Consider the following 16,833-nt stretch of genomic DNA (forward strand, 5'->3'; position numbering starts at 1 on the left):
TATGAAAATTGTTTTTTTAGGCAATCATACCGTTGGTGTCAAGGCTCTTGAGACAATAAGTAAAATGGCAGATGTGGTAGGTGTAGTTAGCCATCCTCCCGATCCTGAAGATGGAATTCGATATCTATCTGTTTACGATTTTGCTATTCAACAGGGGTGGACTGTTATTCGTAGTATTGGTAAAAATCCAAGTTTAGAAAATTTCATCCAGAATGCACAACCTGATTTGCTATGGGTAACAGATTATAGATATCTCTTACCACTTTCCCTGCTTCAGTTAGCTCCTTTGGGTGCAGTGAATTTGCATCCGAGTTTGTTACCCAAATATCGAGGCCGTGCTCCTCTTAATTGGGCTATTCTCCAGGGTGAGCGTGAATTAGGATTGACTGCTCATTTTATAGATAATGGTACAGATACTGGCGATATTATAGAGCAAATCAGATTTGAACTGAGTCCAACACAAGATGTAGGTGATGCCTTAGAGATCATCTATCCTATCTATCAAAAGTTGACTCGCATTGTCCTTAAGTACTTTCAAACAGGAAAAATTCCTAGAAAGCCACAAAATCATAGCCAAGCTACAATCTTTCCAGCTCGTAAACCTCAAGATGGTTTGATTAATTGGCAGCAAACAGCTTCCAGTATACATAATCTAATTCGAGCAGTAGCAAAGCCATATCCTGGTGCTTTTACTTATTTTGGCAATTGGAACATAACGATTTGGAAAGCTTGTGTTGAATCTAGTTTTCATAAAGCTACACCTGGACAAATACTATCAGTTAGTTTAGATAAGCAGTTCTGTGTCGCATGTGGAGAGGGTATTCTGCGGGTTCTAGACTTTACAATTGAACCACAAATTGAGCAAGGCTTTTCCATTTATTTAGGTGATATATTACAAAAATACTGAGTATAGCTTGCAACTTAATTTTTAATATATGCTTGCCAGTGCTATTTTTTATCTGATGCAGATAAAACTGATGGCTTATTTGAATTAATGGTGTGTTAAGTGTTTGCTTGCCCGCCTCTTCAATTAGGGAATTTTCCAAGGCAGGATTCCAATTTGTAGACAAGAATAATGCTGAAAATTGCAAGCAAGTTGAAATACTACTATTTAGCAAAAGTGTAAAATAATACATCTTGTATGGCTATTACAGATTACCACTTAGATAATGAGCGCATTGTTGGATATTACTCGAATTTGATTCACAAATATAAGTTTGATGCAAAAGCATTAGATTGGGGTAACCAAAAATCTCAAGAACTGCGCTTTTCAATACTGACACAGATTGGTCAGTTAGATGGAACGAGTGTTCTAGATGTGGGCTGTGGTCTTGCTGACTTGCTAGGCTACCTGCAACGGTGCGGCATCAGCCTTGACTATACTGGCTATGACATCACTCCTGCGATGATTGACTTTGCACATCAGCGCTTTCCTCACGCCCACCTAGAGATACGGGATTTGATGGCTAACTTCAACCCATTACCACAGTTTGACTATGTACTAGCTAGCGGAATTTTTTACCTGCGCCAGGTAGAGCCGATGGCTTACTTGGAATCAATGATACGAAGGATGTTTTCGCTATGCCGTAGAGGTGTGGCTTTTAATACTCTTAGTTGTTTTGCATCAGAACAAAATCCTAATGAATTTTACGCCGATCCAGTGCAAATGCTAGCTATGTCCCTGAAGATTACCCGATACGTAGTTATCAGACACGACTATTTGCCGCACGATTTCACAGTCTATCTCTATAAGGAAGAAAGATGATCGTCACGATTAGTCAACCACGCTATCAGCCTTGGCTTGGCTACTTTCACCGCATTGCAATTAGCGATTTATTTATTTACTTAGATACAGTCCAATACACTCCGCGTGATTGGGAAAACCGCAATAAAGTAAAGACCGATCGCGGTTGGGCATGGCTTACTGTACCCGTCAAAGCCAACTACCATGCCATGATTCCTGAGGTACTGGTAGATAATGAACAACTTTGGCAATGGAAACACTGGGGAACCATCAAGACCTATTATGGTAACTCTCCTTACTTCTGTTCTTTTGCCGAACAATTACATAGTATTTACAAAGAGAAAATATGGCATAGTCTAACTGACTTAAACTTGTCCCTAACTAATGTATTGTGCGAGTGCTTAGGACTTGAGCAGCCTAAATTTATCAAAGCCACCGATCTCAACATACAGGGGAAAGGGTCAGAACTCATTCTCAATCTCTGTAAGGCTGTAGGCGCAACAGTATATTTATCTGGTTCCCAAGGTAGGAACTACATGGAAGAAGCTGCCTTCGCTGACGCAGGTATTAATATTCATTACCAGGATTATAACCATCCTGTTTATCCGCAACTACACGGTGACTTCCTGCCAAACTTGGCAGCGATTGATTTACTGTTCAACTGTGGTGCTGAGAGTTTGGATATCCTTATGAGTGGGCAGGATGAAATTAAACAATGAAAATTCTTGTAGTTGCTGCTCATCCTGATGATGAAGTACTCGGTTGTGGAGGGACGATCGCTAAACATACTCAACAAGGCGATCGCGTTGATGTTCTGATTTTAGCAGAGGGAGCTACCAGCCGCACTCCACAACGCGATCGCAAAAAGCTGCAAAATGAACTTTCAGCTTTGGCTGAAGCTGCCCATCAAGCTAATGAAATCCTGGGAGTAGCTTCTCTAACGCTGCATGACTTCCCTGATAACCGCATGGACACTTGCGACTTGTTAGACATAATTAAAGTCATAGAACAAAAAATTATTCAATATCAGCCAGCAATTATTTATACTCACCATATTGGTGATGTTAATATTGACCACTGCCGTGTTCATCAGGCGGTAGTAACTGCTACTCGACCGATGCCCAGTAGTACTGTTAAAACCCTACTGTTTTTTGAAATTGCTTCTAGTACTGAATGGCAAACTCCAGGTTCAGCTCCTGCCTTTGTCCCTAACTGGTTTGTGGATATATCAGAAACCTTAAGTTTGAAACTAGAGGCATTAGCAGCTTATGAGTCTGAGATGCGTCCTTGGCCTCATGCTCGTTCGATTGCGGCTTTAGAGCATCTAGCTCACTGGCGTGGTGCTAGTGTAGGTGTCGAAGCTGCTGAGGCATTTATCTTAGGGAGAAGACTGAATTAGTTGAGGCAGTGAAGGTGAGGTATTGCTGTTGTAGTCATAACTCTAAGTAGTAGATTTAAATTTTTATAAAGACTCACTGTCCTGCAATCACCGTGAATTCACAGAAGTAATTTTGCAGTTAGCGTGAATTTAGAAGAATTTATCAGTAGAATTCCCCTTGGATACATAGTAGATATAGCGTTAGATTGCTTGAGTTAATAGGCGATCGCTTTGCATTACTCCAGTCATGGAAATGGGAGATATTTTCACATCACTAAAATATTTTTTTAGGAAGTAAATCAACGCTATGTCTACCAAAAATAAAGTTCTTTTCTTTTCTCCCTATGGCTTGTGGCTAATTCATAACCAACTGGATGCTGTTGTAGCTACTGCATTACAACTTCGTGACTGTGAAGTTTTAGTTGTGGGTTGTGACGGCATTTATAATGACTGCGCTATTACAAGGTTTAATAGTAGCGAAGAATTATGCAAAAGCTGTTCTAAAGTAGGCAAAAACTTTTTTGAAGATTTATTTGGTTTACCATACACACAACTACGCAATTTTATTGAAAATGATGATTACACTATTGCTAACAATTGGATAAAAACAGTCAGTCCTGAAAATTATAATAATGCTGTATATAATGACTTACCAATTGGTAAATGGGTAACCTCAACTATTTATACCCACTTTCGTATATCTGTGACAGGACTAGGTAGCAATCACATTCAAAGAGTTCATAGAAAATATTTAATCGATGGTTTAGTTACTTATAATGCACTGATTAGACTATTTAATAATTATAAGCCAAGTAATCTATTTTTATTTAATGGGCGATTTGCTCCCTATCGTATTGCATTTGAAGTAGCACGTCAGCTAAAAATTGATGTTATAACTCACGAAAGAGGTTGGATTGATGATAGCTTTATATTTTTTGACAACACTACTACATTGAATACACAGCCACTTTTAAATTGTGTAAAAAATTGGCAAAATACAACACTAACTAATGAAGAACTAGCACAAACCAAGAATTATTTCATAAATCGTGAATATGGCTTGGATATGAACTGGCCATCATTTTATAATTTTCCAACAAATCATATAGATATTCGTCGTCAATTAAGAATACCTTTAGAAGCTAAAATTTTTGCAGTATTTACTTCAAGTGAAGATGAATTAGCAGCATTAGATGATAGAGCAAGAATTACTGAGCAATTTAATATAATTGCCAATTTAATAGAAATATTTAAAAATAGAAATGAATACTTAGTAATTCGTCATCATCCTTATATAGGAGGTAACAAAGATACTCCAATAGAAACAGATTCTTTGTCAAAAGCTTATCAACAGGTATTCTCTTTACCAGAAAATGTCCGCGTTGTGATGCCTTCTGAACAGTTAACTTCTTATGCATTGCTTTGGCATACAGATGCAGCGCTCGCCTTTTTTAGCACAGTAGCAATTGAAGCGATCGCTAGAGGTGTACCAACAGCAATATTAGCAACTTCATCCTATGAAAAAGCCTCACGATACACTATTCAAGACACTAGTATTGAACATCTAAATCAACTCATTAATAACCTATTGACAGATTCATCGAAACTAACAGCAGAAGATTTAAAGAGACTTTATCGCTTTACAAATGCTTACTTTTTTAAATTTTCTCATAAATTTCGCTCAATTGGTATAAAGGATTTTTATTCACACAACTTGAGATTTGAAACTTTAGATGATTTACAACCAGGTAATGATCCAACCTTAGATAAAGTTTGTAACAGAATTATACTAGGTTCTTCCCTTGATAATTTACCTAGTAACGATTTGGATAATCTATTGCCAGAACAAGAAAAGGCTTTTTACAAGCAAGAATTGCAAGAAACAGAAAATCATAAAAATTTGGTAAGAGAACAGAGTTTAAATTACCATAAAAATTTGGATTCAGATATTTCTGTAGTAGCTATTATATATCTTAAGTACAAAAATTTTTCATCGACTGAAAGTCAAATTTCACCTGATTATTTACATGAATCTCGATATAAAAACATAGCTATATATGAAGTTAATGATTGCAAATTAAGCGATTATCAAACTATTATAGACTCTGTTTTATCTTTAACAGAAAATATAGCAGCAGATTATATACTTCTCGCTAACAACTATACTCAGTATGATGAATCATTTATATCCTCAGCCATTGATATCCTAATATCTCCAGATTCTCAAGATATAAATGGAGTTTTTACTGGAGGTTGGCTATCAACTGTAGAAAACAGAATAGAGGATGGCTTATTTATCTCTGGGGTATTCAATAAGCAAGAAAAACTTGTATTTCGCCAGGGAAACATTACATATCCACAAGCATTAGAAGTACTTCCACTACTCAACATTCCGCTTAGTGTGTTGTCATTTGGAATACTTAGAAAGAGTATACTAAGAGAAATTCTGCAAGAAGTCATAACAATACCAGAAAATCAAGCTGCTCAATACTTATTTGAATCAGTTCTTAATAGTGATAATATTTATAAAATTGAACTGCCTAAGATGGTTATTCGTCAAGAGTTAGAAGTCTTGAAAGCTGTTAATAACTCAACGCCAGAATCGCCAATTCATTTTTTTACAATAGTCCTAAATGGGCAACCATTTATTCAGTATCACATTGAAGTATTTAAACATCTTCCTTTTAAATGGCATTGGCATATTATTGAAGGTGTAGCAGACTTAAAACACGACACAAGTTGGAGCGTGAAACTAGGTGCAAATATCAGTGAGGAAATGCATAAAAATGGTCGTAGTTACGATGGGACTACAGAATATCTAGATGAAGTAGCACAACTTTACCCGAACCAAGTCACAATATACCGCAAACCAGAGGGTGTTTTCTGGGACGGAAAACGAGAAATGGTCAATGCACCACTTCTCAACATTCAAGAGGAATGTTTGCTATGGCAAGTTGATGTAGATGAATTGTGGACATTAGAGCAGATTTGTACTACTAGAGAAATGTTCATTAGCAATCCTGAGAAAACAGCTGCTTTCTATTGGTGCTGGTGTTTTGTAGGAGAAAAATTAGTTATCAGTACTCGTAACTGTTATACACAAAATCCTCAATTAGAGTGGCTAAGAACTTGGAGATTTAAACCAGGAGCATTTTGGGCAGCACATGAGCCTCCTGTTTTAGTAGAAACCTCATTAGATGATCAATATCAAAATGTAGCAGCAATCAATCCTTTTTTACATCAAGAAACTGAGAGACTTGGTTTAGTTTTCCAGCATTTCGCCTATGCAACAGCAAAACAATTGCGATTTAAAGAGCAATATTATGGTTACAGTAATGCTACTTATGAATGGCAGACGTTGCAGGAAGCAACTAAGTTTCCAGTTCTTTTGCGTGAATACTTATCATGGGTAAGAGATGAAACGAGGGTTGATACTGCTGAATCATTGGGTATAGTACCAATTGCACAGAAAGAACTTAACACGAATAATTGGCGATTCTTACAAAAAGATGGAATGCAGCAGCAAATTTCACAAATTAAAAAACCAAAACCAATAATTATAGTTGATGGCGTTTTCTTTCAACTCCACGAAACTGGCATTGCTCGTGTTTGGAAATCCTTGCTTGAAGAATGGGTTAAAACTGGATTTGCTAAACATATTATTGTGCTTAACCGTCAAGGAACTTGTCCCCAGATTGCAGGTATTAAATATCGGACTGTACCGTTATATAACTATTACAAAACTGAATCTGACAAGGCAATGTTACAGGAAGTGTGCGATGAGGAAGATGCAGATTTATTTATCTCTTCTTACTATACAATGCCGATAACAACGCCTTTTGTCTTCATGGCACATGACATGATACCAGAAATCATGGGCGAACTTTTAGGATGGGACTTAAATAATCCACTTTGGCAAGAAAAGCATTATGCAATTCAGCACGCTATAGCCCATATAGCTGTTTCAGAAAATACAGCTAAGGACTTAGTAAAGTGTTTTCCTGATATTTCTTTAGACTCTGTAGCAATTGCGAAAAATGGTGTCGATCATCAAGTATTTTTGCCCGTATCTCAGGAAAACATTAACTTATTAAAAATAAAGTACGGTATTACTAAGCCATACTTCCTTTTAGTTGGTGCTGGTACTGTCTATAAAAATAGTATGTTATTTTTCGTAGCTCTTTCACAGCTTGTCAGTAAAAGTGGATTTGATATTGTTGTGACAGGTAGCGGCGGTTTACTAGCAAATGAGATCAGAGAATATACATCAGGTTGTGCTGTTCACAGGGTAGAACTCAGTGATGCTGAATTAGCAACAGCTTACTCTGGTGCAGTGGCGCTTATTTATCCTTCTAAGTATGAAGGTTTTGGTATGCCTATATTAGAAGCAATGGCTTGTGGTTGTCCTGTAATTACTTGTCCTAATGCTTCAATTCCAGAAGTTGCAGGTGAAGCTGCAATATATGTGAATGATGATGATGTAGATGCAATGACAAATGCACTTTCTAAAGTACAAAAATATAGTGTTCGTCAGCCATTAATTGATGCAGGTTTAGTACAGGCAAAACAGTTTTCTTGGCTAAAAATGGCGCAAACTATCAGTTCTGTATTAATTAATACTACACTTATTCATTTAAATTTAAAGAAAATTAATCTAATTATTTTTCCTGATTGGTCACAACCAGAAGAGTCTCTTGGTTTAAATTTACAACAAGTTATTAACGCGATCGCCACTCATCCTAATAGTGAAGAAACTACCCTAGTTATTGATACTGCTAACATTGCTAATGAGGATGCTGAACTATTTTTATCTAGTGTGGCTATGAATCTTTTGGTAGAGGAAAATTTAGACGTTACTGAAGGATTAGAAATTTCTCTAGTGAAAAACTTAGCTGATATTCAGTGGGAAGCTTTGCTACCTCGCCTCAATGCCAGAATTATTTTAGAACATGAGGATAAACAAGCTTTAGCACAAGTGTCAGTAGCTAAAGTACCTTCTTGCCAAATCGATAATTTAAGCAATCAACTAAATATTTTATTGAAGCAAGAAAAACAAATTAAATATCAATTATCAAAAAACTTAATTACTTACAATATTAAAGAAATTCCTATAACTCTTCCCTACGATCATGTTTTGCCACATTATCAGAATAAGTTTAGACTATATGATAAATTCATAGGTGTTTTAGCTAAATATTTACCAAACAATCAAGACTTTATAGTTGACATTGGAGCAAACGTTGGTGATACAACAGCCCTGTTACTACAATATTGTTTAAATCCAATTATATGTATAGAAGCAGATGAAGAATTCTTTAGTATTATGGAACATAACCTTTCAAAATATAACCAAAGAATTGTTTTTGTAAATTCTTTTGTATCAGGAAACAAATTGAAAAATGTAGAACTGGTAAAAAATATGGGTACAGCAAGAGCAGTAGAAAGTAAAACTAAAACTTTGAAATCATATTCATTAGAATCAATTATTAAAAATTCAAATTTAGGTAAGTGTATACTCATAAAAACTGATACTGATGGATTTGACTTTGAAATTCTACTATCCTCTCTGAGCATAATTAAAGAACATAGTCCAATACTTTATTGGGAAAATGAGATTTCATCCTTAAAAGATATCGATCTGGCAAAAGATTTACTTAAAAAGCTAGCAAGTATGAATTATACAAAATATATCGTTATAGATAATTTTGGTAATCCGTTGTTTTATGGATGTTCATCTCAATGCTTAGAGCAAATTAATGAGTATCTATTTAACAATATTCATACTAAAAATAATACTTTTTATTATACAGATATAGTTGCTTTTCCAGAAAAATATAGTCATTTTATTCCACAAATAGAATCTGAGTATAATGATTTTATCAGAGGTTCAAATGTATACCCTACTCATTAATACGAGTAATATTGGTGTTGAAAATGCCAAAGTGGTTTCATCTAGTGTTGCTATAAATCTACTCATCTAAGAAAATTTAGATATTATTGATATCGGTTAATTCTGCTAGTGATTTTAATAAGCAGCTAAAATTCATTGCTTTGCTAACTCAAAAAAATTATGATTGAATGATTTTAGTTGTAAATTGTATATTGTATGTTGTCATTTTTTTTGTAAATATTCTTTATTATACCAGAAAGTTTTGTATTTATAATCTTAGCTAATTAAAGGTAATTTAAAAGTGAAACAAACTAACTTAACTAATAGAGTGGAAGTGTCTATTACAGAAGTATTAGGTGTGAAATATGGAAATATTAATGTTATAGTTTTTCCTGATTGGTCGCAATCAGAAGAATTACTGATTATACAATTAGAACAAGTAATCAAAACGGTAATCAATCATTCTGATAGTAGCCAGATAACGTTACTTATAAATACTAATGGCATTTCTGAAGATGATGCAAATTTAGTTTTATCTACTGTGGCGATGAATCTGCTACTAATAGAAAATTTTGATATTACTGTAGAATGTGAAATTTCTCTGCTGGGAAATTTAGATGAAATTGAATTAAGAGCTATAATTCCTTTTCTCCACGGTCGAATTATTTTAAAAAATGAAAATATAGAGGGTTTAGCATTATCTCTAATACAAAATATCCCAGTGTATGAAATAAAAAGCTTCAATAATATACATATAGAGCAGTTAACTTTTGATTTAAGTAATAGATTATTTCAAGAGGGCAGATGGACAGAAGCGATCACTCAATATCAAAAACTTTTAGAAATCCAATCGGGTGATGCAGATATTTATTGGAATTTAAGTTATTGCTATAGACAGTTAAACTTGTTAGATGAATATTTCCAGACTCTCCAACAAGGAATTAAACTTTACCCGCAAGAAGGAAGATTACATTTTTCATTAATCATAGATTTGCGGCGTAATGGACGTATTCAAGAAGCTATATTAAGTGCAGAGAATGCGGCTAAATGCTTACCTAATGATTACACTTTTAAAATTCTCAAATATTTAACAGTTCCATCAATATACGAAAATAAAGAAGAAATTAACTTCTATCGCCAGCGCTTTACTCTAGGACTGCAAGATTTAGTTCAGCAAACATCTCTCAAAACTACAGAAGAACAAAAAAGTGCTTTAGCAGGTATAGGCCGCCTCACAAATTTTTACCTATCATATCAGGCACAAAATGATATAGATTTGCAACGCCAGTATGGAAAGTTAGTACATGAAATTATAACAGCTAACTATCCACAATGGGTAATTCCTTTATCTATGCCTAAGCTTCAGCCTAATCAAAAAATTCGTATTGGCTACGTTTCACATTACCTGCATTCTTATAGTGGCACACTTTGGTTAACTGGCTGGTTACGTTACTGCGATCGCCAAAACTTTGAAATTTACTGTTACTACACAGGAAACGAGCCAGATCCTGTTACCCAACAGTTCCAAAATTACAGCGATGTTTTTCATCATATTCCTTATAACTTATCAGCAGCTTGTGAACAGATAATTGCTGATAAATTGCATATCTTAGTCTTTCCTGAAATAGGTATGGACGCACAAACCATGCAAATGGCCGGTCTGCGGCTTGCGCCTTTGCAATGTGTGGCTTGGGGACATCCGGTAACGACTGGCTTACCCACAATTGATTACTTTTTATCTAGCGAGTTAATGGAACCCGAAAATGCCCAAGAACATTACTCAGAAAAATTAATTCGCTTACCTAACATTGGAGTTTCTTACCCTAAGCCATATATTCCCCCAGTTATCAAAACCCGTTCAGATTTTGGCTTACAAGATGATGCAGTCATCTACTTATGCTGTCAAGCTCCTTTTAAATACCTACCGCAATATGATTTTATTTTTGCGGAAATTGCTCGTCGTCTTCCTGAAGCTAAATTTGTATTTTTGCGTGGTACTTTACTTGAGCCACGCCTAAAGCGTGCTTTTGCTGCTGTTGGACTTAACAGTGAGGATTATTGTGTATTCCTCAATATTCCAGAGCGGCTAGACTATCTAATTATTAACTTACTTTCAGACGTTTATCTAGATACATTTACTTGGTCTGGTGGTAATACTACTCTAGAAGCGATCGCTTGTAATCTCCCGATTGTCACTTGTCCAGGGGAATTTATGCGTGGTCGTCATTCGGATAGCTTTTTAAAAATGCTAGGGGTGACAGATACTATTGCTGAAAACGAAACTGAATATATTGAAATTGCTGTCAAATTAGGACTAGATCCGGCTTGGCGAGGCACTATTGCAGAAAGGATGAGCCAAAATCACGATCGTCTTTTTGATGATAAAGCTTGTGTCGAAGGTTTAGAAGCCTTCTATAAAGAAGTTTGTAATAAGCACTGAAGTGCTTAAATTTGTAATTAAAGAGGAGAAGGACTAAAGTCCTTACTACGAACTTTTGAATTGTTTGTAGTAAGGACTTTAGTGCTAAAAAAATCTATGTACCAATATCGGAATAGTTGGGGAAAAGTAGGACGGCGTAAATAATTAAAGGTTTGTAGTGTACCCCTGCGGGGAAGTAAGCTACGCGTAGCGTCTCGGAAAGAGGGCTAAAGCCCTCACTACAAACTTATCTTTTCTCAATATACCTTTGCCACATTTGCTGGTAAGCTTTCTCCATTTCACGCGTAAACTGCTTACCATTCCATAGTGGTGCTGTCTGTCGAGATGCTTTCAACTTTAAAGCCACCTGCTGGCGTAAAGCTTCATCTTTCCCCAAACGCACACCCCACTCTACATACTCTTCATCAGTCCACGCAATACCTTCTATGATACCAGCATTCATCATCATGGTGTAGCTATTTCGGGCGGCAAATTGCTGTCCAACTCTGCTGACTAAGGGAATACCCATCCAAAGTGTTTCTAAGGTTGTCGTCGCGCCGTTATAAGGATAAGTATCTAATACAACATCAGCAATGGCTAAATTTGCTCTGTGGACAGACTCAGAAACATCTAAGTCTAAAAATCGTAGACGTGAATACTCTACACCCTCTTCTTCTGCTAACTGCATAAAAAATTTCTGCACAGCTTCAGAGTCTGCTATCCCTTTAATTAAAAAATAGCTATTAGGAACTTCCTTAATAATTCTCATTTGCAGCCGTGCTGTATCTGGGTGGCGTTTAAATCCTCTTTGAGCGCTCAGAAAAACTACAGCATTACTAGGAATATCTAGAGAGTCCCGTCGTAAAGTTGGCACACCGATTTCAAAACCGTCCACTGCTATATAAGTTTGTGGTAATCGCCAGATCTTTTCTGTATAGTACTCCTGAGCAGATTCGGGCAAAACATAAGGATCAGCAATAAAGTAATCAACTGCTGGTATTCCCGAAGCATCCCAACCCAACCAGGTTACTTGTACAGGTGCAGGTTTAAGCGCTATTATTTCACAAGTGACATCCAGAGTAATACTATCCAAATCGATTAAAATATCAATTTCATCTTCGTAGATTTTTTCAGCAATGTCATCACTATAAATTCCCCCTAGATAAGCTTGATTAAATTGCTGGACATACCATCCCTGCAATGGATCATCTACTTGTTTATAATTTATAAAATATCCATAAATATCAAACTGTTCACGGGTATGGTGTTGAATTAGCCACCTAGCTAACCAGCCAACTGAATGCCTAGATAAACAATGTGATAAGTAGCCAATCTTTATTTGCTTATTTCTATTACGTGAACTCCGTTGTTTATATCGCTGAACTTTTTCAATAGCATATTCTTGCACGTTAAGCTGACATAGTTGCGCTATTTGATTCTGAATTTGTCTATTTTTATGCGGATTGTCTTGTAAGTAAGGTGCATAATAATTGGCATTAAATAGACGCAATACTCTAGCATATTCAAGATTTATAGGTTGTTCTTCTATTAAAGATTTCAGTAAATATTTCTGCTCTAGGAAAACTGTGCATGCTTCGTTCCAATAAGCAGGAGCTTCCATTAATCCTCTCTGGATTAGGTGTTTAGCAAAGACTTGATCGGTTAAACTATTTGACAGTGAGTAGCATAATTTAGCAGTTTCTATTCCTTGAGAATAATTGTAATCCCTTAAATAAAAACTAGCGAGATGGCGCAGAAGTTCTGTATTTTCAGGCTCCAGCCGTAAACATAGCTCAACCAATGATATTGCTACCTTAGGCCGCCGCATAGAATGGGCAATTTTAACTGCGGCTGGCAGTAAAATATTAATGAAAGATTGAGGCTCACTAACATGGGTTAGACAACATTCTGCAAACTCTAGGACAGAGGGATGTAAAGGGTTATCATTGATGATATTCCCCAATACTTCCAACAATAACTTAATATCTATGATTGCTTCTGACTGAATTAACTCAATTACCTCTAGGGAAGTTAATTCATCACCAGTAAAAGTTTTGAGTTTGATAGATAGCTCAATTAAATACAGAAGATTATTCACATATATAGGAGAAATTTCCCGTATATGTTGGCGAATTGCCCAAGCAACTGAATAATCTGCCAGTGTCTCTCTGCGTTCGGCTTCGGTTTGCAGAACCTTTATCAATTCCACAGTCCATTGCTCAACTTGTTCGGCTTCTCCCTCCTGCATAGCCAGCAGCCAAGTCATTTGCGCTTCTGCTTCTTGTCCCTGCAATAGCAACATTAATCCTAAGTTCCAGTAGTGAGATTTCACTTCTGGTTCTGTTTCGATAGCTTGTTCATAGCAGCTAGCAGCTTGAGTATAGTTACCTTTGATAAAATATTGCTGGGCTTGCTGCTCTGATGAGGTGATGTTAGTAAAAGTTTGGACAGAAGTCATAGTCAATAATTTTTAGGATAGTACTAGTACTATTCCCAGAATTGAGAACAAAATTAAAGTGGGTAGCCTAAACTACCCACTGTTATAAAGCTTGCAATTGGATATAGAACTCAAGTTATTACTTAGAAGTCAACTCTGAATAGACGGCGTTACAATTTGGTTGCAGTGGAGTGCCTGATGAAGCTCCAGCTGGACCAAAAGTTGTAACACTAGTACTCTGGTCACCAACAGCATTAGACTGGCATAACACAGCTAGAGTAGTTGCTTCACTGGTAGATAATACTATTGATTTAATAACAACACCCTGGTAAGATTTGAGCACCGGCTTCAGAGATATACCATTATTGGCAACCTGAGTATCACCCCCATTAACAGCGTATGCATAATTCTCAGTTTGGGTTCTAATACCAAGTCCTAACTGATCCATACTAGTAGTGAATTTAGCATTTTCTAAAAAGTATGCTTGTTGAGCGCGGTTCATAGAACCAGTATACTGTTTAGCTTCTGACTGCTTACCTTTGTTAGCTTGGTTCAAGAAAGAAGGTAGTGCGATCGCAGACAAAATACCGATAATAATAATTACTACTAGTAATTCAATAAGTGTGAAACCTTCGTTTTCCTTCTTTTTGCCGATGATGTGTTGGAGAAACTTTGCTTTCAATTCGGTTTTCATAAGTGTTTTCCCTGGTGTAGGATGTGGTTGTGTGTTCTAGATATAACTTACCCAACTGTGATCGTTTTCCTATCACCTTCAGAAAAAAAGTTTGGGGAAATGCGGTTACACAATCCAAAATCCTTGCAACTAAAAGCCCCTGGTCTACACCAAGAGCTAGATTCTCAATTTCAATAGTCGGATTGCCTTATTCAAACTCAGGTGGCCATAATTCTAATACCGCTAGTTCCCAACCTGGTAGCAAGTCTGGTAGTGTGAGCGTGTCTCCATTCTGCAATACCACTGGAGCTTGGTTGATTCGATAAACCGTTACTGTCAATTTATCAGGGTCAATCAATATGCCGACTACAGATCCAAGTTGCAAAAATAGCTGAATCTTCTCTTCAAGCGGTTTTATTCTGTCGCTTTTAGATTTAATCTCAACCATCAAGTCTGGAACTAACTCTACAAAGTCGCGCTTAGTCTTTTTCAATCGGTCAGCGCGAACAAAAGACACATCAGGGGCACGCAGGTTTCTTTTTTCCGAGTCGTCCTCTTCTATTCTAGGTAATATGAAGCCTGCGCTAGAGCCAGTTACTCGCCCTAGCTTGCGCGACATTACCCAAATATTCAAGAAGGTACTCAACCGAGTGCCAATTTCCTCTGACTCGTAATCTGATGGCCCCATAACTATGATTTTCCCTTCTACCAGCTCCATCTGCCATTCTGGATGCTCGGTTTGTAGCTCCTCTAAGTCTGTAATGGTGAAAGACATAATATTACAGAAAATACCTTTATATATATCATAAGTACCTCTGGCTTAGGCGTAGCCCGTCGCAGACATCGCTTACCATCTGACGTAGACGATCGCAATTTATTATGCTATATTAAACGTAGTCGTTATGAGTTCGTATATTTTCATGGCTAACGCAACAACAGAAAACTTGGTAATTATCGGTTCTGGCCCAGCAGGGTACACAGCAGCTATTTATGCCGGACGCGCTAACCTGAAACCCGTTGTATTTGAAGGTTTCCAAGCCGGGGGATTACCTGGTGGGCAATTAATGACAACGACGGAAGTTGAGAACTTTCCAGGGTTTCCCCAAGGGATTACCGGGCCAGAACTGATGGATCAGATGAAGGCTCAGGCAGAACGCTGGGGGGCTGAACTATATACTGAAGATGTTATATCAGTTGACTTGAGTCAGCGTCCATTTACAGTGCGATCGCAAGAGAGGGAAATAAAAACCAACAGCATCGTCATTGCTACGGGTGCAACTGCAAAACGTTTGGGTTTACCCAACGAACATGAATTTTGGAGTCGGGGTATTTCCGCTTGTGCAATTTGCGATGGTGCAACACCAATTTTTCACGGTGCAGAATTGGCTGTAATTGGTGCTGGCGACTCGGCGGCGGAAGAGTCAATTTACCTCACCAAATACGGTTCTAAGGTAAATATGTTAGTACGCAGCGATAAAATGCGGGCTTCTAAAGCCATGCAAGACCGCGTTTTGAACAACCCGAAAATCCAAGTGCATTGGAACACAGAAGCCGTGGATATCTTCGGTAACGGCCACATGGAAGGGGTGAAAGTTCGCAATACTAAAACTGGTGAAGAGAGCAAACTGCACGCTAAAGGTTTATTCTACGCCGTTGGTCACACTCCCAACACCTCTTTATTTAAAGGTCAGTTAGAACTGGATGAGGTAGGTTACGTTGTCACTAAGCCTGGTTCTGTGGAAACCAGTGTAGAAGGCGTTTTTGCTGCTGGCGACGTACAAGATCATGAGTTTCGGCAAGCAATTACGGCTGCGGGTACTGGTTGTATGGCGGCGATGTTGGCAGAACGTTGGTTGTCGTCCACTGGCTTGATTCAAGAATTCCATCAACAGCCAGAAACAGCAGTTAATGAATTAGAACATCAGCCAGCCAAAAAGACTGAAGCCGAGGAAGAAGCTGGATTTAAATTGGATGCGACGCGCCATGAGGGAGGTTATGCTTTACGGAAATTGTTCCATGAAAGCGATCGCTTACTCCTTGTTAAATACGTCTCTCCTGGTTGTGGCCCTTGCCATACTCTGAAGCCAATTTTAAACAAAGTGGTGGATGAGTTTGACAGCAAAATTCACTTTGTGGAAATTGACATCGACAAAGACCGAGATATTGCTGAAAATGCTGGTGTGACAGGAACGCCAACAGTTCAATTGTTCAAAAATAAAGAACTGGTGAAGGAAGTCAAAGGTGTGAAGCAAAAGAGCGAATACCGCCAGTTGATTGAAAGTAATCTATAGG

General features: G+C 37.3%; 10 protein-coding genes. 7 read left to right on the plus strand and 3 right to left on the minus strand.

Going from position 1 to position 16,833, the window contains the following annotated elements:
- The first annotated feature begins 1 nt into the window (after position 1).
- From RMZ43_RS01155 to RMZ43_RS01180, 6 genes are all read left to right on the plus strand, one after another.
- Entirely contained in the window at positions 2-907 is a 906-nt protein-coding gene (locus tag RMZ43_RS01155; protein WP_322654118.1) for a methionyl-tRNA formyltransferase, read from the plus strand.
- A 234-nt stretch (positions 908-1,141) separates the two neighbouring features.
- Positions 1,142-1,765, plus strand: a complete 624-nt coding sequence (locus RMZ43_RS01160) for a class I SAM-dependent methyltransferase (RefSeq protein ID WP_322654119.1) — start codon at positions 1,142-1,144, stop codon at positions 1,763-1,765.
- On the plus strand, positions 1,762-2,463 hold the full coding sequence (locus RMZ43_RS01165; RefSeq protein WP_322654120.1) for a WbqC family protein: 702 nt from the start codon (positions 1,762-1,764) through the stop codon (positions 2,461-2,463). Before RMZ43_RS01160 ends, RMZ43_RS01165 begins: the two co-directional genes overlap by 4 nt.
- Entirely contained in the window at positions 2,460-3,143 is a 684-nt protein-coding gene (locus tag RMZ43_RS01170) for a PIG-L deacetylase family protein (protein WP_322654121.1), read from the plus strand. Before RMZ43_RS01165 ends, RMZ43_RS01170 begins: the two co-directional genes overlap by 4 nt.
- A 286-nt stretch (positions 3,144-3,429) precedes the next feature.
- Complete coding sequence (locus RMZ43_RS01175) at positions 3,430-9,033, plus strand: FkbM family methyltransferase (RefSeq protein ID WP_322654122.1); 5,604 nt, start codon at positions 3,430-3,432, stop codon at positions 9,031-9,033.
- Between the two features lie 280 nt (positions 9,034-9,313).
- Positions 9,314-11,452 (plus strand): tetratricopeptide repeat protein, encoded by a 2,139-nt coding sequence (locus RMZ43_RS01180; protein WP_322654123.1) that lies wholly within the window; start codon positions 9,314-9,316, stop codon positions 11,450-11,452.
- 226 nt (positions 11,453-11,678) lie between these two features.
- On the opposite strand, the gene RMZ43_RS01185 is transcribed toward RMZ43_RS01180, so the two are convergent.
- From RMZ43_RS01185 to RMZ43_RS01195, 3 genes are all read right to left on the minus strand, one after another.
- Positions 11,679-13,889 (minus strand): O-linked N-acetylglucosamine transferase, SPINDLY family protein, encoded by a 2,211-nt coding sequence (locus tag RMZ43_RS01185; protein WP_322654124.1) that lies wholly within the window; start codon positions 13,887-13,889, stop codon positions 11,679-11,681.
- A gap of 118 nt (positions 13,890-14,007) precedes the next feature.
- Complete coding sequence (locus tag RMZ43_RS01190; protein WP_322654125.1) at positions 14,008-14,562, minus strand: type IV pilin-like G/H family protein; 555 nt, start codon at positions 14,560-14,562, stop codon at positions 14,008-14,010.
- Positions 14,563-14,749: 187 nt separating this feature from the next.
- Complete coding sequence (locus RMZ43_RS01195) at positions 14,750-15,316, minus strand: Uma2 family endonuclease (RefSeq protein ID WP_322654126.1); 567 nt, start codon at positions 15,314-15,316, stop codon at positions 14,750-14,752.
- A gap of 145 nt (positions 15,317-15,461) precedes the next feature.
- Here RMZ43_RS01195 and trxB point away from each other — a divergent pair, with 145 nt between their 5' ends.
- Positions 15,462-16,832, plus strand: coding sequence for a thioredoxin-disulfide reductase (gene trxB, locus RMZ43_RS01200; protein ID WP_322654127.1), 1,371 nt, complete (start codon positions 15,462-15,464; stop codon positions 16,830-16,832).
- The last annotated feature ends 1 nt before the right edge of the window (position 16,833 follow it).

It is taken from the genome of Nostoc sp. CmiVER01 (genome assembly GCF_034531135.2).
In the GTDB taxonomy this organism is placed as follows: Bacteria; Cyanobacteriota; Cyanobacteriia; order Cyanobacteriales; family Nostocaceae; genus Nostoc.

What these genes read in the sequence shown, in the direction of transcription:
- RMZ43_RS01155 (WP_322654118.1), top strand. Translation starts at nt 2, where the DNA reads ATGAAAATTGTTTTTTTAGGCAATCATACCGTTGGTGTCAAGGCTCTT.
- RMZ43_RS01160 (WP_322654119.1), top strand. Translation starts at nt 1,142, where the DNA reads ATGGCTATTACAGATTACCACTTAGATAATGAGCGCATTGTTGGATAT.
- RMZ43_RS01165 (WP_322654120.1), top strand. Translation starts at nt 1,762, where the DNA reads ATGATCGTCACGATTAGTCAACCACGCTATCAGCCTTGGCTTGGCTAC.
- RMZ43_RS01170 (WP_322654121.1), top strand. Translation starts at nt 2,460, where the DNA reads ATGAAAATTCTTGTAGTTGCTGCTCATCCTGATGATGAAGTACTCGGT.
- RMZ43_RS01175 (WP_322654122.1), top strand. Translation starts at nt 3,430, where the DNA reads ATGTCTACCAAAAATAAAGTTCTTTTCTTTTCTCCCTATGGCTTGTGG.
- RMZ43_RS01185 (WP_322654124.1), bottom strand. Translation starts at nt 13,889, where the DNA reads ATGACTTCTGTCCAAACTTTTACTAACATCACCTCATCAGAGCAGCAA.
- RMZ43_RS01190 (WP_322654125.1), bottom strand. Translation starts at nt 14,562, where the DNA reads ATGAAAACCGAATTGAAAGCAAAGTTTCTCCAACACATCATCGGCAAA.
- RMZ43_RS01195 (WP_322654126.1), bottom strand. Translation starts at nt 15,316, where the DNA reads ATGTCTTTCACCATTACAGACTTAGAGGAGCTACAAACCGAGCATCCA.
- trxB (WP_322654127.1), top strand. Translation starts at nt 15,462, where the DNA reads ATGGCTAACGCAACAACAGAAAACTTGGTAATTATCGGTTCTGGCCCA.